The organism is Frigoribacterium sp. AC759 (genome assembly GCF_979256015.1).
Genome location: NZ_CEEDMT010000023.1, coordinates 1 through 20,455 on the forward strand (window position 1 = coordinate 1; position 20,455 = coordinate 20,455).

Below are 20,455 nucleotides of genomic sequence, written 5' to 3' on the forward strand. Positions count from 1 at the left end.
GGTCCGGGCGCGGGGTCGGGGGCGGCTGCGGCCGGCGGGGTGCGGTCGATCAGGCCGGTCGCGACGACGCCGGCGACGACCACGGCGATGCCGACGACCGCGACGGGCGAGAGCCGCTCGCCGAGCAGCAGCACCGCGAGCAGCGCGCTGACCGCCGGTCCGGTGCCGCGGGCCGTCGCGTACACCGTCGAGAGGGAGCCCGCCGCGTAGCCCCGCTGCAGCACGGTCATGTAGACGACGTGCAGCACGGCCGAGACTCCTGCGCCGATCGCGAGACCCGCTAGACCCCCGCCGAGCCCGCCGGTGAATGGGACGACGGGCAGCCAGAGCACCGCGCTGGCGACGGCGCCCCACCAGAGGAAGGGCGTGCCGATGCGGCTGACGCCGTGGGCGACGATGTTCCACGAGGCGTGGCAGACGGCGGCGGCGAGGACGAGGAGGAGCGCGGCGGAAGACATGGCGGCACCCTTCTACCGTGTCGAGGTGACGCGCCGGGGTCGGGAGGCGCGGGCGGGCGGGGCTGCATCGAGGTGACGCGAACGGGGTCGGGAGGCGCGGGCGGCACCGCATCGAGGTGACGCGAACGGGGGCCTGCGGCGGCTCGAGGGCCCGTTTCGGGTCACCTCGACGCGCGGGCAGGAGGCGCGGGGCAGGAGGCGCGGGTCGGGTCAGAGCGCGGAGGGCACCGCGTCGAGGGGGTTGGCCCGGGCCCGCGCGGGGAGGCCCGCCCGGACGGAGCGCCCGGCCTCCGACGACGGCTTGCGGTGCGCCTGCTCGGCGGCGAGCACGGCGAAGGCGTCGCCGAAGGCTCCGCGCGGCAGCCGCTCGACCACGGCGCGCACGAACCCGGGCGCCCAGTCGTCGGGCGCAGCCCCGCTCACATCGAGACTCGTCGCGCGCTCGAGCAGATGCCCCTCGACGTCGAGCTCGGCCGCCACCGACGGCCACATGTGGCGCTCGATGACCTCGGCCACGCGCCTCCCCCGGTCGTCGCTCCAGCCCGCACCTGCCGCGAAGACCCGGGCGACGTCGGCTCCGGCCCGTTCGAACGGCACCGTGTGGCTGTCGAACGAGGGAGCCAGCCCGAGGTCGTGCAGCATCGCCGCCACCCAGAGCAGCTCGACGTCGACCTCGAGCCCCTCGGAGGCGCCGAGCTCGGCCGCGAAGGCGAACGACCGCAGGCTGTGGTCGGCGAGCGCCGGCGACGCGTGCGCCCGCACGACGGCGAGCGCCCTCTCGGCGACGGGGGTCGGCGGGGTGAGCAGGCGGTCGAGGCGCGAGGAGTCCGTCATGGGAGTGAATCTACGAGTCGAGGCGTCCGGCCACCAGTGGCAGTGTCACCACCGATGCCCGAGAGCTGCCGGCCGCGCTGCGTCGCCCCCGCTTCGTCGCTCCCCACTGCATCGATGTGACGCGAACAGGGCCGTCCCGCGGCTCGAGGGCCCCTTTCGAGTCACCTCGATGCGCAGAGTGGGAGGCGCGGGGTGGGAGGCGCGGGCGGGGCAGGAGGCGCGGGCCGGCGGGCCGCTCTGCATCGAAGTGACGCGAAAGCGGACCTTGCGCGGTTCGAGGGGTCCTTTCGGGTCACCTCGATGCGCCGGGTGGAGGCGCGGGTGGGCAGCTCTGCGTCGAGGTGACGCGAAAGGGGTCCTTCCGCGGCTCGAGGGGTCCTTTCGGGTCACCTCGATGCGGCGCGGCCGCAGCGCGGCGCGGGTCAGCGGGCGGCGCGGCCGCGCAGCATCCGGGCGAAGAACGCCGTCGCGAGACCCACCGCCACGAGCACGGCGGCGAGGCCGCTGACCACCTGCCCGACCGCGTAGGCGCCCGGCACGCCGAGCGTCACGAGCCCGATCGCGAAGCGGACCAGCGCCAGCGCGCCACCGGCCGTCAGCAGCGCCGAGGTGACGCGCGCGCTCGTGCGCGAGCTGCGGATGCCGCGCACGACGTGCGGCAGCAGCAGCGCGAAGATGTACGCGGGGTACGCCGTGGCGACCGTCGAGTACAGCCGCACGACCCCCTGGTCGAGGTCGACGGCGAGGTCGGCGGCGCGACCCGTCGGCTCGGCCGCGACGAAGAGCAGCACCTCGACGACGAACACCGCCACGAAGACGAGCGCTCCGGGCAGCCCCGAGACGAGTCGCAGGGTGCGGGGCGCGTCGTAGGCGCGGGCGACCTGGGTGCCGGCGAGCAGCAGGCCGGTGAAGAGCAGCAGCTTGGCGAGCAGGTCGGTCGCGTTCTCGAACGGCAGGAGGCGGTCGACGGCCTCGTAGACCGGCGGCGTGATGAGCGCGAAGGCGAGGGCGACGGTGAACGCCGAGGCGACGACGATCGGGTTGCGGCCGCGGATGGCGCCGGGGAGGCGCGTGAGGGCCAGGGCCGCCAGCACGGCGACCACGAGGAATGCGATGGTCATGTCACCCCAGGGTGTCTTGGATTCGGTGCGCCTGCTCGGTGTCGGCCGCGAGACGCCGCGCCTCGCGTTGCGCCGCGGCGAGACGATCGGCGACCAGGTCGTTCAGGTCGACGTCCGAGAGGCGGGTGAGCGCGTCGGATCTCGCGCCGCGCCTCCATCCTGCCTCCTCCAGCGTGAGAACACCTGCGGCGGCGAGTCCGCCCGTCCACGAGGTGCCGGCGATGAGGGCGATCTCGATCAGCTGCGACGGGCGGAGCTTGGGGGTGTTGATGGCCGCCGAGACGTTCGACGGCGCGATGCGCCAGCGCTCGGCGAGGGTCGCGCGGAGGCCGCCCGGGTCGACGGCGTCGATCCAGGTGCGGACGGAGCCGGGGAGGGGCGGGTCGCGCTGGTCGCGGACCCCGGCGAGTGCGTCGCGCGAGCCGGGCGCCTGCCGGTCGAGCAGCACGACGAGGGCGTCGGCGAGCTCGATCTGGGCCAGCACCTCGGCGGGTGTCGGGGCGGTCGGGCGACCGGCGAGGTCGGCGTAGCGGTCGAACGAGGTGAGCGCGTCGGCGGGTGCGACGCCGGCCACGCGGGCCGCGGCGACGACCTGCACCTCGGGCACCCGACCGCGCAGCAGCTGCGCCTGCAGGGTGCTGCGACTGACGTCGAGCGCCCGGGCGAGCGGGAGCGCGGCCGTCGGCAGGCCGACGGACTCGGCCCAGGCCCGGAACTCGCCGGAGGGGAGCGACATGCGCCTCTCCTCTCGAGTGGGTGGGGCCCTGCGGCGTCGCGGATCGCCCGAGAGTGACGGACTTCTGTCATTCTCGCAGGAACTATGTATTCTTGACACCGGGGAAGCGCCGCGCACGGTCGATTGCCAGGGCATCAAGAGGGGTGCGTCACGGGGGTGATCGGCTCGACGACTGTAGTCGAGCCGGGACGGCCGAGACCGTGCGCGGGCGCTCCTGTCGACCCGCGCCTCCTCGATCCGTGCGTCCTCGACCCGCGCCTCCTCGGCTGCGCCTCCTCGACCGCGGCGGGGCCCGCGGCGCTACTGGAAGCTGAGGGTGTCGTCGGGCGCGATCGTCATGGCGTAGCTGACGGTGAAGGGGACGTCCTCGTCGATCGTGTAGGCGAGGCCGTCGAACAGCGACTGCGCCTGGACGACCAGGTGGGCCGTGCCCGGCGCCTCGTCGACCAGCCACTGCCCGGGCGTCGACGACGGCACCACGGCGACCGTCGGGTGCTCGACGATCGACCAGGCCGGCTCGTCCAGCAGCCGGTCGTCGACCTGCCGGCCGAACGGGCAGCCGGCGGGCAGCAGCACCTTCTGGGTGACGCACGACTCGTCGAGCTGGCGGTCGAGCTGCTTCTGCAGCACGGCCGCGAACGACGCGCGCGGCTCGACGTCGACCGCGACGGCCGTCGTCGAACCGACCGCCGACGCGTTGACCTCGACGGGGTCGGCGTGCAGGTAGGTGCTGTCGTGCGACAGCTCGAAGCGCGACGGCGCCAGCACCGTGAAGCGCGTCGTGACGTCGCCGCTCGTGGTCGTGACCTCGCGCCCGTCGACCTCGAAGCGGGGGTCGTTGCGTGGGGTGACGTCGATCGTGGCGGTCGGCTTCTGCTCGAAGCCCCACTGGTCGAAGAACAGGAACCGCTTGCCCGCCTCGCGCACCACGAACTGCGACTCGCCCGCGACGCCGTCGAGCGTGTAGGCGAGGGTGACCGTGCGCGTGCCGTCGCCGAGGGGCAGCTCGGACACCTCGCGCACGTCGTCGAGTCCGCCGAGCGACGGGACCTCGAGCAGGCTGTCGTCGAGATCGTCGGTGGGCTCGACGCCGGCGAGGGTCAGCGCGCTCGAGACGTCGCCGCGGTCGACGGCGTCCATGTAGCCGCGGGCGAAGCCGCCGGCGCTGTACACGGTCGCGTTCAGGGCGGCGACGGTCACGACGAACGCGACGACCACGAGGAGCGCCGCGCCTCCCCAGATCGCGACGAACGTCCGATTCCGTGAGGCGGGTCTCCTCTCCCCCACAGCAGAAGACATGCCCACAGTGTAGGTGGGCGCGGGTCACGGAACGCCGTGGAGTCGAGGAGGCGCGGGTAGATTGGATCCGCTCCCCGCGCCTCCTCGGTCCCTCCGGGCCTCGTCGAAAGGTCCCGTCCGCTCGTGCCCGTCGCCCTCTCCGCCGAACAGCAGGCCGTGTTCGACGCCATCGAGAACACGCGCGAGCACATCTTCGTCACCGGGCGAGCCGGCACCGGCAAGTCGACGCTGCTGAACCACCTGTCATGGAACACCGAGAAGCAGGTCGTCATCTGCGCTCCCACCGGCGTCGCGGCGCTGAACGTCGGCGGGCAGACGATCCACTCGCTGTTCCGTCTGTCGATCGGCCTGATCGCCGACCACGACATCGACCAGAAGCCCGAGCTGCGCAAGCTGCTGAACACCATCGACACCCTCGTGATCGACGAGGTCTCGATGGTGAACGCCGACCTGATGGACGCCATCGACCGGTCGCTCCGCCAGGCGCGGCAGCGCAGGTCCGAGCCGTTCGGTGGGGTGCAGGTCGTGCTGTTCGGCGACCCGTACCAGCTGCCGCCGGTGCCGGGCGACGCCGAAGAGCGCGCGTACTTCCGAGACAACTACCGCTCGATGTGGTTCTTCGACGCCCACGTGTGGGACGACGCGTCGCTGCGCATCTACGAGCTCGCGTTCATCCACCGGCAGACCGAGGGCGACTTCAAGGAGATGCTGAACGCCGTGCGGCACGGTCGGGTGACGGCCGAGATCGCCGGTCACCTCAACGGGGCGGGCGCCCGCCCCGTCCCCGCCGACTCCGACGCGATCACGCTCGCGACCCGCAACGACACCGTCAACCGCATCAACAAGGTCGAGCTCGAGCGGCTGCCCGGCAAGGTGCTGACCGCCAAGGCCGAGGTCAGCGGCGAGTTCGGCGGCAGGTCGTTCCCCGCCGACGAGGCCCTCGAGCTGAAACGCGGGGCGCGCGTGATGTTCCTCCGCAACGACAGCGACCAGCGCTGGGTCAACGGCACGACCGGCACTGTGACGAAGGTGCGCGACACCGTGTTCGTCGAGGTCGACGGCGAAGAGCACGAGGTGCAGCCCGCCGTCTGGGAGAAGTACAGCTACAGCTACTCGCAGTCGACGAAGCAGCTCCGCAAGGACGTCGTCGCCGAGTTCACGCAGTTCCCGTTGCGGTTGGCCTGGGCGGTGACCATCCACAAGTCGCAGGGCAAGACCTACGACAGCGCGATCGTCGACCTCGGGTCGCGGGTGTTCAGCGCGGGGCAGACGTACGTGGCGCTCAGCCGCATCACGTCGCTCGAGGGGTTGTACCTGTCGCGCCCGCTGAGGCCCGCCGACATCATCGTCGACCTCGACGTGCGGCGGTTCATGAGCCAGGCGACGCGGGTGCCCGCGATCCGTGCCGCGGCGGACGCCGCCGAGAAGGCGGGCGACGAGGCCTGAGCGCAGCCGGGCAGCCGCGCAGCCGGGCTGCCCCGGTCGGCGCTACGCGGCGGCGGCGGCTTTCGCGGCGGCCAGCGCGACGAACAGCTCGGTGCTGAACTCGTAGGCGACCGCGACCTCGTCGAGCACGCGCTCGCGCGCCTCCGGGCTCCAGTCGACGGCGTCGAGCTGCTGGCGGTAGGTGGACTTGAACTGCTTCGGTGCGGCGATCTCGGCGAAGAGGAAGAACCCGACCCCGTTCGTGTCGAACCCGAACCGCCGCTGCATGATCTGGCGGATCAGCTGCCCGCCCGACAGGTCGCCGAGATAGCGCGTGTAGTGGTGCGCGATGAAGCCGCCGACCCACTCGGACGCCGACCGGATGCGCGCGCAGTAGTCGCTCGTGACGTCGAGCGGGCGGATGCGCGACCGCCAGTCGTCGCCCAGCAGGAACGCCAGGTCGGCCGTGATCGCGGGAAGCCGCGTCAGCGCCGGCGAGAGGAACGGAGCCGCCACCGCGTCGCCGGCGAACCGGGCCGCGACGGTCTCGAGCGCCTCGTATACGAAGAAGTGCTGGGCGAGCATCTCGATGTAGTCGTCGCGGGTGCCGCGCCCGGTCATCAGATCGGCCATGAACGTGCAGCCGATGTCGCCGGTGGCGCTCGACGCCGAGGTGCGCTCTCGCAGGGCCTGCGAGAAGGGGATGACGACGGACATCGCGGGCCCCTCCGTTCCGTGAGTCGGTTAGGTGACCCTAACCATAGCGAGGGAGGCGCGTGACGGCTACGCCCCTCGGCGAAACGTCAGGCGATGCCGGGGGTCTCGCAGGGTCGGCGAAGGCGGTGATGAGACTCACCGAGCACCGTGCACACGACGATCGGCTACTACGCGTGGATGCGTAATAGCCGATCGTTACTTTCACCTCCCGAGACCCCGGGGCGACGTCGGCCCGAACCGACGACGCACGAACCAGGAGCCCTACCGAGGAGGCGCGGTTCAGCCCTCCGAGCTCAACGCCCGTCGTCTGCGGATCACGGCGCTGACCAGCAGCCCGATTCCGGCCAGCAGCGCGAGACCGCCGATCGTCAGCGGCACGGTCGACTCGGAACCGGTGAAGGCCAGGTTCCCGGAGTCGCCGTCGTCACCGCCGAAGCGATCGCCGACCGGGAACGCGGGGCTGGTCGAGTCGGAGGGGGTGGGCACACCAGGCGTGGGCGAGTCGGACGGGGCCGGGACACCAGGCGTGGGCGAGTCCGACGGAGCCGGGACACCAGGCGTGGGCGAGTCCGACGGAGCCGGGACACCAGGCGTGGGCGAGTCCGACGGGGCCGGGACTCCAGGCGTGGGCGAGTCGGACGGGGCCGGGACCTCGGGAGTGGGCTCCGGGGTCGGTCCGGGTGTGGGGCCGGGGGTCGGACCGGGCGTCGGGCCCGCGGCCTCGTCGATGCCGACGACGTAGTCCACGCTGTCGGCCGGCGCCTCGCCGTTGTCGGCCGTGATGGTGACGGTCGTGCTGCCGGGGGTGGTGGGCGTGCCCGAGATGACACCGGTGTCGGAGTCGAGGGTCAGCCCGGCGGGCAGGGTGCCGCCGGTGACCGAGAAGGTGGGGGCCGGGTTGCCCGACGCCGTGACCTCGAACGAGTACGGCGTGCCGACGGTGCCGTCGGTGGGGTTGCCCGAGGTGATGACCGGAGCGGACGTCACGGACGGCTCGCCGGGAGGCGCGCAGTTCTGCGGCACGGTGATGGTGTTGGTGTCGAGGGTGACGGCGCCGGTCTGAGCCAGCAGACGACCGGAGACCGTCGCACCGGTGATCGCGGTGATCGACTGCTGGGCCAGGATCGTGCCCTGGAACTGCGCCGCGCTGCCGAGGGTCGCCGAGCTGCCCACCTGCCAGAAGACGTTGCACGAGCTCGCGCCGCCCGAGAAGGTCATGACCGTGTCCGACCCGATGGTCAGCGTGCTGGCGGCCTGGATGACGAAGACGGAGTCCGCGGCGCCGGTGAAGGCGAGGTCGCCGGTGTCGGCGAGGTCGACGGCGCCACCGGAGTACACGCCGGGTGTCAGCGTGCGGCCGTCGAGCTGGGTGATGTTGCTCTCCTGCGGCGTGAGGCTGCGGGCCACGCCGTAGGCGGTGGCCAGGTCGGCCTTGGCCTGACGGGCGGGTCCGTTGTTGACCTGCTGGGTGCCGCCGACGATGACGCCCGGGCCGCCGGTGAAGCCGGTGACGGACGTCCCCGGGCTGAGCCCGACGTTCCCCTGCACCACGCTCGTGCCGGTGTTCGTCACGGTCGAGCCGGCGAGGACTCCGTAGGTGGAGGCGGTGCGGAGGTTGACCGGGCCGTCGATGATCGTGTCGGCTTGAGCCGCGAGGCCGCCGGCGACGGTGAGAGCAGCGGCGACGCCGAGCACCAGCGCCGTACGGGCGAGTGGAAGGGGGGACGTCGTGCGGGCCATGGAGGCACCTGACTGAGAAGAGGAGGCACCTGATCACACGACTGGGTCATGCGGCGTTCCCCGTTACCTGAGGTATACGTGGTGCCGACGCCGATGACAATGCAATAGCCGGATAACGAACTACTTGAATAATGTTCACAGTCGCACGTCAGGTAGCCGGCCCCCGATCGGGGGCCGCGGTGCTCAGCGGCGGCGGTCGGCGCCGATCGCCGTCAGCACGAGCAGCCCGCCCACCACGAGGTGCGAGATGTGGTCGCCCAGGTTGAGGGCGAGGTAGTTCGCCTCGGTGCCCTCGACGAAGAAGCCGACCACGCCGAAGACCACGAAGACGAGACCGACGATCGCGCCGATCGACCTGGCGGCCGAGACGCCCGACGTGCCGCCGAGGACGAGCGCGGCGCCCGCGAGCACCCAGATCACGGCGAGGGCGGGGTTGACGTTCCAGATGCCGAGGAGGTTCGCGCCGGTCGTGTCGAAGAAGCCGCCCATGTCGGGCACCAGGAACCCGGCCACGCCGAGGAGCAGCACGATCGTGCCGAAGGCGAGCGTGAGACCGCGGTTCGGCGACTCGCGGATGCTCGGGGCGGGAACGGTGCTCGTGGTCGTCATGAAGACATCCAAGCACCCCGGGGAGGCGCGCGCGAGCCGAGCGCGGACCGCACCGCCGGGTGCCATGATCGGACGATGAGCCCGACCCCCCTGCGCCTCGTCGTCGCGGTCAACCCGTCGGCGTCGTTCGGTCGGCGGAGCGATGTCGGCTCGTCGGTGGTCTCGGCGCTGACCCGCGCCGGGCACGACGTCACCGTGCTGCTCGAGCAGTCGTTCGACGACCTCGTCGTCGCAGCCCGCACGCAGCTCGACACCTCGCCCGACGCCCTGATCGTCGTGGGCGGCGACGGCCTGATGAACCTCGGCACGAACCTCGTCGCCGGCACGGACGTCCCCCTCGGGCTCGTCCCGACGGGCACCGGCAACGACATGGCCCGGGCCCTGGGGATCCCGCACGACGACAGCGATGCGGCCACGCGCCTCCTCGTCTCGCAGCTCGACCGGCCCGCCCGCGTCATCGACGCCGGCCGGGTCTCGCGCGGCGCCGACACGACCTGGTTCGCCTGCATGCTGTCGGCCGGGTTCGACGCCGTCGTCAACGAGCGCGCCAACCGCATGCGCCGCCCGAGGGGCCGCAGTCGCTACAACCTCGCCCTCTACCTCGAGCTGATCCGGCTGCAGCACCTCTCGTACCGGCTCGAGATCGACGGCGAGAGCATGCAGCTCGACGGCACCCTCGTCAGCGTCGGCAACGGCCGGTCGTTCGGCGGGGGCATCACCGTGCTGCCCGACGCCGAGCTCGACGACGGGCTGCTCGACGTGCTCGTGGTGGAGCGGCTCGGGCGCCTGCAGTTCCTCCGGCTGTTCGGGCAGGTGGCCCGGGGCACGCACCTCGCCGACCCCCGCGTGCACGTGCATCGGGCGCGACGCGTCACGATCCACTCCGACGACGTCGCGGCGTACGCCGACGGCGAGCGGATCGGGTCGCTGCCCGTCACGGTCGAGGTCGTGCCGGGCGCGCTCCGGGTGCTCGCGCCCGGCGCCGTCTAGCGACGCCGCGCCGCTCTCATCGATGTGACTCGAAGAGGGCCTCGCGCGGCGCGGAACGCCCCCGTCGCGTCATATCGATGCGGAACGCCGAGGAGGCGCGGGTCGACCCCGGCTCGCAACCGCCGGTTCACGTGCGCAACACCTGTGGTCCGTACGGTCGACCGACCCCCGACGAAGGACCGTTCCCATGCGACCAGCCCGCCGCCCCTCCCCGCACGACGCGACCGGCGTCCGTGACGCGACCCGCGCCTCCTCCACTCCCCGCGCCAGACGCACCGCCCTCGCCGGCGCCGCCGGGCTGACCGGTCTCGGCCTCGTCGCCCTCGCCGCCGTCGGCCCCGCCGCCTCGGACCCCGCGGCGGCCGCGATCGTCGCCGCGCCCATCGCGTCGTTCGCCGACCCCGACGCCTTCTCGATGGCACCCGTCGGCAGCTACGAGACGGGCGTGTTCGACCAGAGCGCCGCCGAGATCGTCGCGCACTACGCCGCCGAGCAGCGCCTGCTCGTCGTGAACGCCGCAGCGGCCCGCGTCGAGGTGCTCGACGTCGCCGACCCGGCCGAGCCGACCAAGCTGTTCGACCTGCAGACGACGGGCGTGCTGTCGTCCGACGGCTCCGTCGTGCCCGCCGACGCCGTCGCGAACTCCGTGTCGGTGCGCGCCGACGGACTCGGCGCCGTCGCCGTCGAGTCGAGCCCCAAGACCGCCGCCGGCTGGATCGTCTTCTTCGACGCCGCGGGCGACGGCGAGGCCCTCGGCGCCGTGCGCGTCGGCGCCCTGCCCGACATGGTCGCCTTCTCGCCCGACGGCACCCGCCTGATCGTCGCGAACGAGGGCGAGCCGGCCGACGACTACACGGCCGACCCCGAGGGCACGATCAGCCTGATCGACGCCCCCGCGACGGTGTCCGTCCCGGCGCAGACCGCCGTGCGGACCGCCGACTTCCACGCCTTCGAGGCCGACGGCGCCACCCCGGTCGACCCCGCCGTGCGCATCTTCGGCGGTCGTGCCGACGCCGGCACCGTGACCGACGCGGACCCGCTCGTGCGCCCGGTCTCCGAGAACCTCGAGCCCGAGTACGCGACCTTCTCGAGCGACGGCTCCACCGCGTGGGTGTCGCTGCAGGAGGCCAACGCCCTCGCGATCGTCGACGTCGCCACGGCGTCCGTGACCGAGGTCGTCCCGCTCGGCACCGTCGACCGCTCGGTCGTCCCGTTCGACCCCTCCGACCGCGACGGCGCCGACGGCGGGCCGGCGATCTCGATCGGCACCTGGCCGGTGCAGGGCTACCTGATGCCCGACACGATCGACAGCTACGAGGCCGACGGCGACACCTACATCGTGACCGCGAACGAGGGCGACTCGCGCGACTGGTCCGCCTACAGCGAGGTCGCCCGGGTCAAGGACCTCGGCGACGACGGACTCGCCCCGGTCTGCGACTCGATCGACCCCTCGCTGCTGACCGACGCCGGCCTCGGCCGTCTGAACATCACGACGGCGAACGGCCTCTCGGCCGATCGGAGCTGCTACGAGACGCTGTACACGTTCGGCGGCCGGTCGTTCAGCATCCTCGACGCCGCCGGCACGTCGGTCTTCGACTCCGGCGACGCCTTCGAGCAGCTGCTCGCCGAGGTCGCCCCCGAGTCGTTCAACTCGAACCACACCGCGACGGGCGTCGACGGTCGCAGCGACGACAAGGGCCCCGAGCCCGAGGGTGTCGCCCTGGGCGAGATCGACGGGCGGACGTACGCGTTCATCGGCTTCGAGCGCGTCGGCGGGATCGCCGTGTACGACGTGACCGAGCCGACCCGCGCCTCCTTCACCGCCTACGTCAACAACCGCGACCTCTCCGTCTCGGCGGAGGACGAGATCGACGACGGCGCCGACCCCGCCGACGTGCTGACCCGCGCCGGCGACCTCGGCCCCGAGGGGCTCGCCTTCGTCTCGGCCGCCGACTCGCCCACCGGCGAGCCGCTGCTGGCCGTCGGCAACGAGGTGTCGGGATCGACCACGATGTACGCGATCTCCGTGCCCGCCGCGGTCGAGCCGACCGTGCCGCCGGTCGACCCGAGCGCGCCTCCGGTCGACCCGACGGTGCCGCCGGTCGACCCCACGGTGCCGCCGACGACCGAGCCGGGCGACGGCTCCACGGCCGTGCCGCTGCCCACTCCCACGGGCGATGCGGGCGACCCGGACGACGGCTCCGATGGTTCAGGAGGCGCGGCCGACGACGCCGACGACGGTGCGCTGGCCTTCACCGGCTCCGACAGCGCGTGGCTCGTGCTGCCCGTCGGTGCCGCGCTGCTCGCACTCGGCACCGGGCTGCTGCTGCTGGCCCGCCGGCGCCGCGCCTCCTCCGAGTAGGCCGTCTCGGACGGGATCGGCGAACCTGAGCGTCTTCTGTGTTCGCCGATCCCGTCCAATCGTTTGGCGGGAGGGTGGCGAATCCTTTTCATCCCCACCGGGAATCACAGAAAAGGACCTGATCATGAATGCTTTCTCCCGTAAGAAGATCACCAAGGTCGGACTCGGCCTCGTCGCCTCCGGCGCCCTCGTGTTCTCGCTCGCCGCGTGCTCGATGGACTCCAACAGCGGCTCCACCGAGTCGACCACCTCGGCTTCGGCATCGGCCGAGCCCAGCGCCGAGGCCACCCCGGTCGCCTCGCTCCCCGACCTCAGCAACGGCGTCGACACCCAGGTCACGGTCGACCAGTCGTTCGTCGACGCGCTGACCTCGCTGGGTCTGACCCCGGCCCCGGTCGGCACCGGTACCTTCGACGGCGCCACGGGCACGTTCGCGTTCCCGATCACCGGCGGCAACGTCGACTACTACGACCCCTCGTCCGACGTGCGTCCCTACGTCCAGGGCGAGCTCGACCACGACGGCTCGGGCCTGTCGCTGACCGCCGGTGACACCACCGTCGAGCTCACCGACTTCCGCATCGACCCGGGCGAGTCGAAGCTCTACGGCACCGTGTCCGCCAACGGCGAGGTCGTCGTCGAAGACGCCTACCTGTTCAACCTCTGGGGCGGCACCCTGAAGCCCCTCCAGATGGAGGGCACCAACGCCGTCCTCGAGGGCACGACCGTGCACATCAGCCCCGACGCCGCCGCGCTGCTGAACGAGACCTTCAGCACCGACGCCGTCCAGGACGAGATGCTCGTCGGCGTCGCGAAGATCACCGTCGCGACCGAGTAGTCGGCGCCGCTCCGGCGGCATCGCTTCTCAGTACGACGACTCGGGCTCCGGCCCCCGGCCGGGGCCCGTGTTCCCGGTGGAACCCCACCCCGCAAAGCCTCACGGCTGCGCGAGGTGGGGTTTTTCCGTGCGACCACCCGCCCGCCCCCTGCTCGCCCGCTCGATGAGTCACGACTCGCCGCGCACCCTCCCGACCCCGCGGCGAGTCGTGACTCATCGACCCCGGGGGTGCGGGGCGGGGCGCGGCCCGGCGCGGGGCGCGGGGCGGCTGGCCGCTCGCGGGGGCTTCCGCCGATCCGCGCGGCGTACCCTCGGGGCCATGAGCGAACTCGACACCATCGACCTGACCACCCTGCGCGGCGACAGCACGACCTTCGGCGCCTACAGCGACAAGGTGGTGCTGGTCGTCAACGTCGCCTCGCGCTGCGGTCTGGCTCCGCAGTACGAGAAGCTCGAGGAGCTGCAGAAGACCTACGGCGAGCGCGGCTTCACGGTGCTCGGGTTCCCGAGCAACCAGTTCCTGCAGGAGCTGGGGTCGTCCGAGGCGATCGACGAGTACTGCTCGGCGACCTGGGGCGTGACGTTCCCGATGATGGAGAAGATCAAGGTCAACGGGCGCAACGAGCACCCGCTCTACACCGAGCTGAAGAAGGCGGCGGACGCCGACGGCAAGGCCGGCAAGGTGAAGTGGAACTTCGAGAAGTTCGTGATCACCCCCGGAGGCGCGGTGCACCGCTTCCGACCGACCACCGAACCCGACGCCCCCGAGATCGTGTCGCTGATCGAGGCGTCGCTGCCCGCGTAGGTCGAGGCCGCGCCGCGCCTACGCGAGCAGGTCGACGGCGAGGTACCCGGCGTATCCCCCGCGGGTGCGCCCCACGCGGCGACCCGAGGTCAGCACCTCGCCGGCGTCGGATGCGGTGACGACGGCGTCGGTCTCGCGGAGCCGCTCGACGAGCACGACGTCCTCGTGCAGGTCGAGCGCGTCGAACCCTCCGGCTGCCCGGTAGGCGCTGGCCCGCAGCCCCAGGTTCGCGCCGTGCACGTGGCCGTTCGGGCGCCCCGGCGTGTGCCGGGCCGTCCAGGCCGCGATCTGCTCGGCGCTCAGGTCGGCGAAGTCGGGTCGCACGGTGCCGACCATCACGTCGCTGCCGTCGTCGGCGAGGGCCACCTGCGCCACGAGCCACTGCGGCGGCACGACCGAGTCGGCGTCGGTGTTGGCGATCCAGACGGCGCTCTCGTCGACGCCCTCTGCGGCGAGCAGTCGCATGGCCCGGTCGACTCCGGCGGCGCGGGCCACGCCGACGGCGCCGCCGGCCGTCTCGACCACCGTCACGCCGGGGGCGCGTCGGGCGAGCTCGGCGGTGTCGTCGGTGCAGGCGTCGGCCACGACGACGGTGACGACCCGCACCTCCTGGTGATCGTCGTGGAGGCGGTGCCGTGCGACCCCGACGGCGGCGAGGCAGCGCTCGATCAGGGCGGACTCGTCGCGGGCGGGCACCACGACGGCGATCCCCAGGACACGCGGGCCCAGGACACGCGAGCCGAGGAGGCGCGGCGCGCTCACCGCAGACCCGTCCGGTCGGCCACGGATCGCCCGTCGCGCGACCGCACGTCGAGCACGAAGTCGTCCTCGTCGTGGTGCGCGACCGGGAGCAGCCCGGGGCGGCGGAGCAGGGCGGCGTGCACGTCGTCGCCGCTCTGCCGGAAGTCGTCGGCCCCGTGCCGCCAGTGGCAGGCGACGACGGTGCCCGCGGGGGCGAGCACCCGCTCGACGTCGTCGAGCAGCCGCTCGAACTGGTCGGGGTCGAGGTAGTAGCCGACCTCGCTGATCAGCACGAGATCGAACGGGCCGGAGTCGGGCAGCCCGCGCGTCACGTCGGCCTGCTCGACCCGCACGTGCGGACGATCGGCGAGCCGCGCCCTGGCGTGCCCCACGGCGACCTCGGAGACGTCGAGCGCCAGCACGGACGACGCGCGCTCGGCGAGCTCGGCCGTCACGACGCCGATCGAGCAGCCGATCTCGAGCACCGAGCCGAGCCGCTCGTCGGGCAGCGACGCGAGCGTGATCGCGCGCTTGCGCCGCTCGTACCAGCGCGTCGTGACCCCCCAGGGATCCGCCTGGCGGGCGTGCGTCGCGTCGAAGCGGGTGCTCTGCGGCTGCGCGGACACGGGCTGCGCGGGCTCGAGCAGCCCCGGCTCGTGCGGCGCCGACTCGGGCTGCACCGATGCGGGCTGCGCGGACTCGGGCTGCGCCGGCTCGGGCGGCTCGGAGCGCACGAAGACCTCGGCGTCGCGCCGGAAGTGCGCGACGAAGTCGGGGCGCAGCACGGCCTCGTCGCCGGGGCGCGACGACAGCGGGCGCAGCTGCGAGGCGTGCCGATCGAGGGCGCGAGCCGCGGCGGCGCGGGCCTCGGGGTCGAGCTCGACCCGCACGAGATCCGCCCACGGCACGTCGGGGTGATCGGGGGCGCCCCAGTGCCAGAGCCAGACGGGGTACTCGAACAGCGCCGGCGCGAGGTCGGCACCGACCGCCTCGGCACCGGCGCCCACGGCGCCCACGGCACCGGCGTCGGCCGCGGCGCCCCGCACCAGCTCCGCCGCGATCTCGCCGAGCACGCGGTGGTCGCGGTGACCGTCGCCGCGCCAGGGGGCGAGCACGACGGCCGGGCGGACGTCGGCGACGACCGAGGCTAGGCGGGCGCGGATGTCGACCCGCGCCTCCTGCAGTCCTCCGTCGGCGACGCCCATCAGCACGAGCTCGATGCCGGGGCCGAGCTCGTCGAGGGCGGCTCGCGCCTCCGCCGCGCGCTCGTGGCGCAGGGCGTCGGCCGAGGTGGTGGTCGAGTCGGGGTGCGAGCCGGCTCCGTCGCTGACGACCACGACGGTGACGGCGCGCCCCGAGCGCACGGCGAGCGCGATGAGCCCGCCCGCGCCGAGCGTCTCGTCGTCGGCGTGCGCCGAGAGCACGAGCAGCGGACCGGCCGCCGAGCCGAAGCCGGAGCCGTGACCGAGGAGGCGCGGGTCGACCGGCAGCGCGGCCAGCCTCCCGTCGGCGGCCCACGCCTCGACGGGGCCGGCGGGGTCGCGTGCGTCGAACCTCACCACGGGGCGACCGCGCTCTCGCGCAGCTGGCGGCCGAGCGACGCGTCGTCGGCGTCGGCGTGGTGCTGGCGCAGGTAGAGGGTGAGGTCGGCGACCCGCTTGGCGTGGGCGGCGTCGGCGACGAGGGGAGCCGGGCCGAGCGCGCGACCGACCCGGGTCAGCACGTCGTCGGCGGCATGGGCGACGGTCGCACGGACCCGCTTGGCGAGCAGACGGCCGTCGGCGCCGGTCGCGCGGCCCGCGTCGACGAGCTCGGCGGCCTCGGCCAGGGCGCGTCGGGCGTCGGAGAGGCGCTCGTCGACGGCTCCGAGCGCGGCGGCGGTGTGGGGGTCGGGGTCGCGTCGGACGACCGTGCGGTGCAGCGCGCGGGCGATGCCCACGGCCCCGCCGTACCAGCACGCGGCGACGGCGATGCCGCCCCACGAGAAGCCGGGGCGTTCGAGGTACCAGCCGGGGGCGCCCACCGGCGAGGCCGCGACGGCGTCGAAGCGCACCGGGCCGGAGGGGATCTCGACCAGCCCACGGGCGTGCCAGGCGCCGTCGACGACCTCGACTCCGCCCTGCCGCAGGTCGACCGAGAACAGCCGCCGCTCGTCGCCGACCCTGGCCGTCACCAGCGCCGAGTCGAGCACGCCGGCGAGCGAGCACCAGCCCTTCTCACCCGAGAGCGACCAGCCGTCGCCGACCTGCTGCGCCTCGAGACGGGTGCCGGGCAGCTCGGCCGCGAAGACGCCCCAGCTGCGCGTCGCCGCCGAGGAGGCGCGGGTCGCGCCCGGTGCGTCCGTCGCGTCGGGCGTGCCGGTCGCGTCGGAGGCGCGGGTCGGGTCGGTCGCGTCGGCGCCGCCCGCCGCATCGACCTGCTGCAGGATGGCGAACGCGTCGAGGTGCGGCTCGACGGCGCGGGCCGCGCCGAGGTCGTGGGCGGCGAGCGTCGCGAGGGCCCGCCACAGGTCGGCGGTGCGCCCCTCCCCGGGGACGGGCGCCGCGCCTCCTCGGCTGGTGAGGGCGATGCCGAGTCGGAGGGAGCCCTCGACGTCGGAGGGGAGGTCGTCGGCGACGAGACGCGTGAGCGAGCCCGGTTCGCTGGGGCCGGTGAGTTGCATACCTCGACCGTAGGCCGCCGAGGGGATTCCCGGGCTCCGTCGACGGGAGCCGGCGAGGGTGATAAGGGCCGGCCATGGGGTCGCCCCGCGGGTGGTCGGCACGACGAGGGCGCGCCTCTCCCGTCGCCGGGGAGTTCAGCGGAACGAGGCCGCGACCCCGTTGCGGTGGTAGTCGAAGACGATGCTCGTCCGCGTCGACGCCACGCTCGGCTGGGCCGAGAGATGGTCGACGACGAAGGTGCGGATCTCGCTCGAGTCCGAGACGGCGATGTGCACGATGAAGTCGTCGTGCCCGCCGAGGAAGAACACCTGCAGCACCTCGGGCAGACTCCGCACGGCCTCCGAGAACGCGGTGATCGCCGCCTGCCGCGACCCCGGGCGCAGGGTCACGCCGATGACCGCCTGCAGCGGGCGGCCGATGCGACGCTGGTCGACGCTCGTCAGGAACCCGGTGATCACCCCGCGGTCGATAAGCGACCGGAGTCGCGTGTGCGCGGTCGACGGCGCGACGCCGACCGCCGCGGCGAGCGCCGCGTTCGACAGGCGGCCGTCGGTGGCGAGCACGTCGAGGAGGCGGCGGTCGACCTCGTCGAGGTCCGCAGGAGGCGCGGCGACGGCTCCGTCGCCCGCCGCGCCTCCTGAAGGTCGAAGATCGTTCGGTCCGGTCATGCTCAGGGCCTCTCGCAGGGTGTCATCGGGTCGATCCATCGGGTCTCGCAGAATCTTCTTCGGTCGAAACACGGGTGAAACGAATGATCGACAGCATCGTCTCATCGATCGACGACGACCGGCCCGCGAGGCCCTGACGCGACAGGAGACGCCCATGCGCGTCGGAGTGCCCACCGAGATCAAGAACAACGAGAACCGCGTGGCCATCACGCCCGCCGGCGTCGACGCCCTGGTGCGCCGGGGGCACGAGGTGCTGGTCGAGAGCGGGGCCGGCACGGGCTCGCGGATCCTCGACGCCGACTTCGCCGCGGCCGGCGCGACCATCGTGCCGACGGCCGACGAGGTCTGGGCCCGGGCCGACCTGCTACTCAAGGTGAAGGAGCCGATCGCGGTCGAGCACCGCCTCCTGCGCGCCGATCAGGTGCTCTTCACCTACCTGCACCTGGCCGCCGACCGCGAGCTGACGGAGGCGCTGGTCGCCTCGGGCACGACCGCGATCGCGTACGAGACGGTGCAGCTGCCCGACCGCTCGCTGCCGCTGCTGCAGCCGATGAGCGAGGTGGCCGGGCGACTCTCGATCACGGTGGGGGCGTACCAGCTGATGCGCGCCTCCGGCGGTCGGGGCACCCTGCTCGGCGGAGTGCCGGGCACCCCGCGCGCCAAGGTCGTCGTGATCGGCGGCGGTGTCGCCGGCGAGCACGCCGCCGCGAACGCGCTCGGCCTCGGCGCCGACGTGACCGTGATCGACCTGTCGCTGCCGCGCCTCCGGGCTCTCGAGGCGCGCTTCGACGGACGGATCCAGACGCGGCCGTCGACGCCGCACGAGATCGCGGTCCAGGTGCGCGACGCCGACCTCGTGATCGGATCGGTGCTGATCCCGGGGGCGGCCGCGCCGAAGCTCGTCACCGACGAGATGGTCGCGGGCATGAGGTCGGGCGCGGTGCTGGTCGACATCGCGATCGACCAGGGCGGCTGCTTCGAGGGGTCGCGGCCCACCACCCACGACGACCCGACCTTCGCCGTGCACGACGCCGTGTACTACTGCGTCGCGAACATGCCGGGCGCGGTGCCCGAGACGTCGACGCGGGCGCTGACGAACGCGACGCTGCCGTACGTCGTGGCCCTGGCCGACCGCGGCCTCGACGCGGCGACGGCGGCCGACCCGGCGCTCGCGGCCGGGGTGAACGTGCACGCGGGCGAGGTCACGAACGCCGGCGTCGCGGCGGCGCTCGGGATGCCGCTGGCCGCGTCGGCGACGCTCGGCTGACGCGCCGCGCCGCGCCGCCGCGCGACTCGCCGATGCAGTTGCGCGAGCCGGATCGGCCTGCTTACACTCGCCTCTGATCGAACACGTGTTCGAACGAGAGGCAGGCCATGAACATCTCCACCACCCGATCGGCCGTCGCGCTCTGGTTCGACGACGGCCTGCCCGCGCGCCTCGTCCACGACGGTGTCCGGTGGCGGGTCAGCGACACCCCCACGCCCCTCGTCGACGAGCCGCTGTTCGTCCACGAGCTCATCACGCACCCGCCGCGGAGGTTCCTGGGGTGGCGGTTCCAGGCCACGGCGTCCGACGGCACGACCCACATGTTCGAGGTCGTCCGCGACGCCGCGGGGCACTGGCTGCTCGGGCGCCTGTACGACTGAGCGGAGCCCGGGCCGACGGCGATGCCGGCCCGGGCTCCGTGTCAGACGGGTCTCAGTAGCCGGCGCCGGCCGACGGAGCGGCACCCTCGACGAGCGCGCGGGTTCCCGAGACGCCCAGACGGGTCGCGCCCGCGGCCACGTAGCGACGGGCGTCGTCGATCGTGCGGACGCCGCCCGAGGCCTTGACGCCGAGGCGGCCGCCGACGGTCTGGGCCATGAGCCTGACCGCATGCTCGGTCGCGCCGCCGGTGGGGTGGAATCCGGTGCTCGTCTTGACGAAGTCGGCCCCGGCCCGCTCGGCGGCCTGGCAGACGGCCACGATCTCGTCGTCGCTCAGGGCGGCCGACTCGATGATCACCTTGAGCACGGTCGGGCTCGGCACGGCGCCGCGGACGATCGCGATGTCCTCCTCGACGGAGACGAAGTCGCCGGCCTTCGCGGCACCGACGTCGATGACCATGTCGACCTCGTGCGCGCCCGACGCCACGGCCTCGAGGGCCTCCGACGCCTTGACGGCCGGGGTGTGCTTGCCGCTGGGGAACCCGGCGACGACCGCGATCTTCAGCTCGGACCCCTCGGGCAGCACCAGCGGCAGCATCGACGGCGAGACGCAGACCGAGTAGGCGCCGAGCTCGACGGCCTCCGCGATGAGGGCGTCGACGTCGGCGTGCGTCGCCTCGGGCTTCAAGAGGGTGTGGTCGACGAGGCGGACGATGTCGGCGGCCTGCAGTGTCTCGGTCATGGGGGTCCTTCCGGGGCGATCGAGCCCGATCGGCTCGTCGTCCATCATCGACCGTCGCGGCAC

20 protein-coding genes are annotated in these 20,455 nt (G+C 73.3%); 7 read left to right on the forward strand and 13 right to left on the reverse strand.

The window, feature by feature from the left end; genetic code table 11:
- The 5 genes from ACZ6JE_RS12680 to ACZ6JE_RS12700 all read right to left on the reverse strand — a co-directional run.
- Positions 1–458 (reverse strand): EamA family transporter (locus tag ACZ6JE_RS12680; protein ID WP_464319173.1); only part of this gene is annotated, 458 nt, incomplete at its 3' end.
- A gap of 210 nt (positions 459–668) precedes the next feature.
- Positions 669–1,292, reverse strand: a complete 624-nt coding sequence (locus tag ACZ6JE_RS12685) for an HD domain-containing protein (protein ID WP_192061655.1) — start codon at positions 1,290–1,292, stop codon at positions 669–671.
- 422 nt (positions 1,293–1,714) lie between these two features.
- Entirely contained in the window at positions 1,715–2,413 is a 699-nt protein-coding gene (locus ACZ6JE_RS12690; protein WP_464319174.1) for a hypothetical protein, read from the reverse strand.
- Position 2,414: 1 nt separating this feature from the next.
- Positions 2,415–3,149: a hypothetical protein gene (locus ACZ6JE_RS12695; RefSeq protein WP_464319175.1), complete on the reverse strand. Its 735-nt coding sequence runs from the start codon at positions 3,147–3,149 to the stop codon at positions 2,415–2,417.
- A gap of 300 nt (positions 3,150–3,449) precedes the next feature.
- Entirely contained in the window at positions 3,450–4,448 is a 999-nt protein-coding gene (locus tag ACZ6JE_RS12700; protein WP_464319176.1) for a hypothetical protein, read from the reverse strand.
- 123 nt (positions 4,449–4,571) lie between these two features.
- On the opposite strand from ACZ6JE_RS12700, the gene ACZ6JE_RS12705 reads away from it, so the two are divergent.
- Positions 4,572–5,894 carry an ATP-dependent DNA helicase gene (locus ACZ6JE_RS12705; protein WP_192061659.1) on the forward strand — a complete coding sequence of 441 codons (1,323 nt, stop codon included), beginning with the start codon at positions 4,572–4,574 and terminating at the stop codon, positions 5,892–5,894.
- A gap of 42 nt (positions 5,895–5,936) precedes the next feature.
- Here the strand turns inward: ACZ6JE_RS12705 and ACZ6JE_RS12710 are convergent, their stop codons facing one another.
- The 3 genes from ACZ6JE_RS12710 to ACZ6JE_RS12720 form a co-directional block, all read right to left on the reverse strand.
- Positions 5,937–6,590 (reverse strand): biliverdin-producing heme oxygenase, encoded by a 654-nt coding sequence (locus tag ACZ6JE_RS12710; protein ID WP_464319177.1) that lies wholly within the window; start codon positions 6,588–6,590, stop codon positions 5,937–5,939.
- Between the two features lie 279 nt (positions 6,591–6,869).
- The gene (locus tag ACZ6JE_RS12715; RefSeq protein ID WP_464319178.1) at positions 6,870–8,330 is read right to left on the reverse strand and encodes an ice-binding family protein; all 1,461 of its coding nucleotides are present in this window, start codon (positions 8,328–8,330) and stop codon (positions 6,870–6,872) included.
- A gap of 183 nt (positions 8,331–8,513) precedes the next feature.
- Positions 8,514–8,939 (reverse strand): DUF4383 domain-containing protein, encoded by a 426-nt coding sequence (locus tag ACZ6JE_RS12720; protein ID WP_243216142.1) that lies wholly within the window; start codon positions 8,937–8,939, stop codon positions 8,514–8,516.
- Between the two features lie 75 nt (positions 8,940–9,014).
- Here ACZ6JE_RS12720 and ACZ6JE_RS12725 point away from each other — a divergent pair, with 75 nt between their 5' ends.
- From ACZ6JE_RS12725 to ACZ6JE_RS12740, 4 genes are all read left to right on the forward strand, one after another.
- Complete coding sequence (locus ACZ6JE_RS12725; RefSeq protein ID WP_464319179.1) at positions 9,015–9,929, forward strand: diacylglycerol/lipid kinase family protein; 915 nt, start codon at positions 9,015–9,017, stop codon at positions 9,927–9,929.
- Between the two features lie 187 nt (positions 9,930–10,116).
- Complete coding sequence (locus ACZ6JE_RS12730) at positions 10,117–12,291, forward strand: choice-of-anchor I family protein (protein WP_464319180.1); 2,175 nt, start codon at positions 10,117–10,119, stop codon at positions 12,289–12,291.
- A gap of 124 nt (positions 12,292–12,415) precedes the next feature.
- On the forward strand, positions 12,416–13,126 hold the full coding sequence (locus ACZ6JE_RS12735) for a hypothetical protein (protein ID WP_243214311.1): 711 nt from the start codon (positions 12,416–12,418) through the stop codon (positions 13,124–13,126).
- A gap of 319 nt (positions 13,127–13,445) precedes the next feature.
- The gene (locus ACZ6JE_RS12740; protein ID WP_192061723.1) at positions 13,446–13,931 is read left to right on the forward strand and encodes a glutathione peroxidase; all 486 of its coding nucleotides are present in this window, start codon (positions 13,446–13,448) and stop codon (positions 13,929–13,931) included.
- Between the two features lie 18 nt (positions 13,932–13,949).
- Here ACZ6JE_RS12740 and ACZ6JE_RS12745 read toward each other — a convergent pair whose 3' ends face one another.
- From ACZ6JE_RS12745 to ACZ6JE_RS12760, 4 genes are all read right to left on the reverse strand, one after another.
- Entirely contained in the window at positions 13,950–14,693 is a 744-nt protein-coding gene (locus ACZ6JE_RS12745) for a glycosyltransferase family 2 protein (RefSeq protein ID WP_464319181.1), read from the reverse strand.
- Complete coding sequence (locus ACZ6JE_RS12750) at positions 14,690–16,234, reverse strand: PIG-L family deacetylase (protein ID WP_464319182.1); 1,545 nt, start codon at positions 16,232–16,234, stop codon at positions 14,690–14,692. Before ACZ6JE_RS12750 ends, ACZ6JE_RS12745 begins: the two co-directional genes overlap by 4 nt.
- Positions 16,228–17,334: an acyl-CoA dehydrogenase gene (locus tag ACZ6JE_RS12755; protein ID WP_464319183.1), complete on the reverse strand. Its 1,107-nt coding sequence runs from the start codon at positions 17,332–17,334 to the stop codon at positions 16,228–16,230. The genes ACZ6JE_RS12750 and ACZ6JE_RS12755 overlap by 7 nt, the downstream gene beginning before the upstream one ends.
- A 135-nt stretch (positions 17,335–17,469) precedes the next feature.
- Positions 17,470–18,003 carry an Lrp/AsnC family transcriptional regulator gene (locus ACZ6JE_RS12760; protein WP_464319184.1) on the reverse strand — a complete coding sequence of 178 codons (534 nt, stop codon included), beginning with the start codon at positions 18,001–18,003 and terminating at the stop codon, positions 17,470–17,472.
- A 154-nt stretch (positions 18,004–18,157) separates the two neighbouring features.
- Here ACZ6JE_RS12760 and ald point away from each other — a divergent pair, with 154 nt between their 5' ends.
- Together ald and ACZ6JE_RS12770 are read left to right on the forward strand one after the other, a co-directional pair.
- Positions 18,158–19,270 carry an alanine dehydrogenase gene (gene ald, locus ACZ6JE_RS12765; RefSeq protein ID WP_464319185.1) on the forward strand — a complete coding sequence of 371 codons (1,113 nt, stop codon included), beginning with the start codon at positions 18,158–18,160 and terminating at the stop codon, positions 19,268–19,270.
- Between the two features lie 107 nt (positions 19,271–19,377).
- Positions 19,378–19,650 (forward strand): hypothetical protein, encoded by a 273-nt coding sequence (locus tag ACZ6JE_RS12770; RefSeq protein ID WP_192061718.1) that lies wholly within the window; start codon positions 19,378–19,380, stop codon positions 19,648–19,650.
- 52 nt (positions 19,651–19,702) lie between these two features.
- Here ACZ6JE_RS12770 and deoC read toward each other — a convergent pair whose 3' ends face one another.
- Entirely contained in the window at positions 19,703–20,392 is a 690-nt protein-coding gene (deoC, locus tag ACZ6JE_RS12775) for a deoxyribose-phosphate aldolase (RefSeq protein ID WP_192061717.1), read from the reverse strand.
- Positions 20,393–20,455 lie beyond the last annotated feature (63 nt).

Bases quoted from the DNA above. Each gene is read 5' to 3' on its own strand.
- ACZ6JE_RS12695 (WP_464319175.1), bottom strand. From the start codon at position 3,149: ATGTCGCTCCCCTCCGGCGAGTTCCGGGCCTGGGCCGAGTCCGTCGGC.
- ACZ6JE_RS12740 (WP_192061723.1), top strand. From the start codon at position 13,446: ATGAGCGAACTCGACACCATCGACCTGACCACCCTGCGCGGCGACAGC.
- ACZ6JE_RS12735 (WP_243214311.1), top strand. From the start codon at position 12,416: ATGAATGCTTTCTCCCGTAAGAAGATCACCAAGGTCGGACTCGGCCTC.
- ACZ6JE_RS12725 (WP_464319179.1), top strand. From the start codon at position 9,015: ATGAGCCCGACCCCCCTGCGCCTCGTCGTCGCGGTCAACCCGTCGGCG.
- ACZ6JE_RS12755 (WP_464319183.1), bottom strand. From the start codon at position 17,334: ATGCAACTCACCGGCCCCAGCGAACCGGGCTCGCTCACGCGTCTCGTC.
- ACZ6JE_RS12720 (WP_243216142.1), bottom strand. From the start codon at position 8,939: ATGACGACCACGAGCACCGTTCCCGCCCCGAGCATCCGCGAGTCGCCG.
- ACZ6JE_RS12710 (WP_464319177.1), bottom strand. From the start codon at position 6,590: ATGTCCGTCGTCATCCCCTTCTCGCAGGCCCTGCGAGAGCGCACCTCG.
- ACZ6JE_RS12770 (WP_192061718.1), top strand. From the start codon at position 19,378: ATGAACATCTCCACCACCCGATCGGCCGTCGCGCTCTGGTTCGACGAC.
- ACZ6JE_RS12690 (WP_464319174.1), bottom strand. From the start codon at position 2,413: ATGACCATCGCATTCCTCGTGGTCGCCGTGCTGGCGGCCCTGGCCCTC.
- ACZ6JE_RS12760 (WP_464319184.1), bottom strand. From the start codon at position 18,003: ATGACCGGACCGAACGATCTTCGACCTTCAGGAGGCGCGGCGGGCGAC.
- ACZ6JE_RS12730 (WP_464319180.1), top strand. From the start codon at position 10,117: ATGCGACCAGCCCGCCGCCCCTCCCCGCACGACGCGACCGGCGTCCGT.
- ald (WP_464319185.1), top strand. From the start codon at position 18,158: ATGCGCGTCGGAGTGCCCACCGAGATCAAGAACAACGAGAACCGCGTG.
- ACZ6JE_RS12685 (WP_192061655.1), bottom strand. From the start codon at position 1,292: ATGACGGACTCCTCGCGCCTCGACCGCCTGCTCACCCCGCCGACCCCC.
- deoC (WP_192061717.1), bottom strand. From the start codon at position 20,392: ATGACCGAGACACTGCAGGCCGCCGACATCGTCCGCCTCGTCGACCAC.
- ACZ6JE_RS12700 (WP_464319176.1), bottom strand. From the start codon at position 4,448: ATGTCTTCTGCTGTGGGGGAGAGGAGACCCGCCTCACGGAATCGGACG.
- ACZ6JE_RS12715 (WP_464319178.1), bottom strand. From the start codon at position 8,330: ATGGCCCGCACGACGTCCCCCCTTCCACTCGCCCGTACGGCGCTGGTG.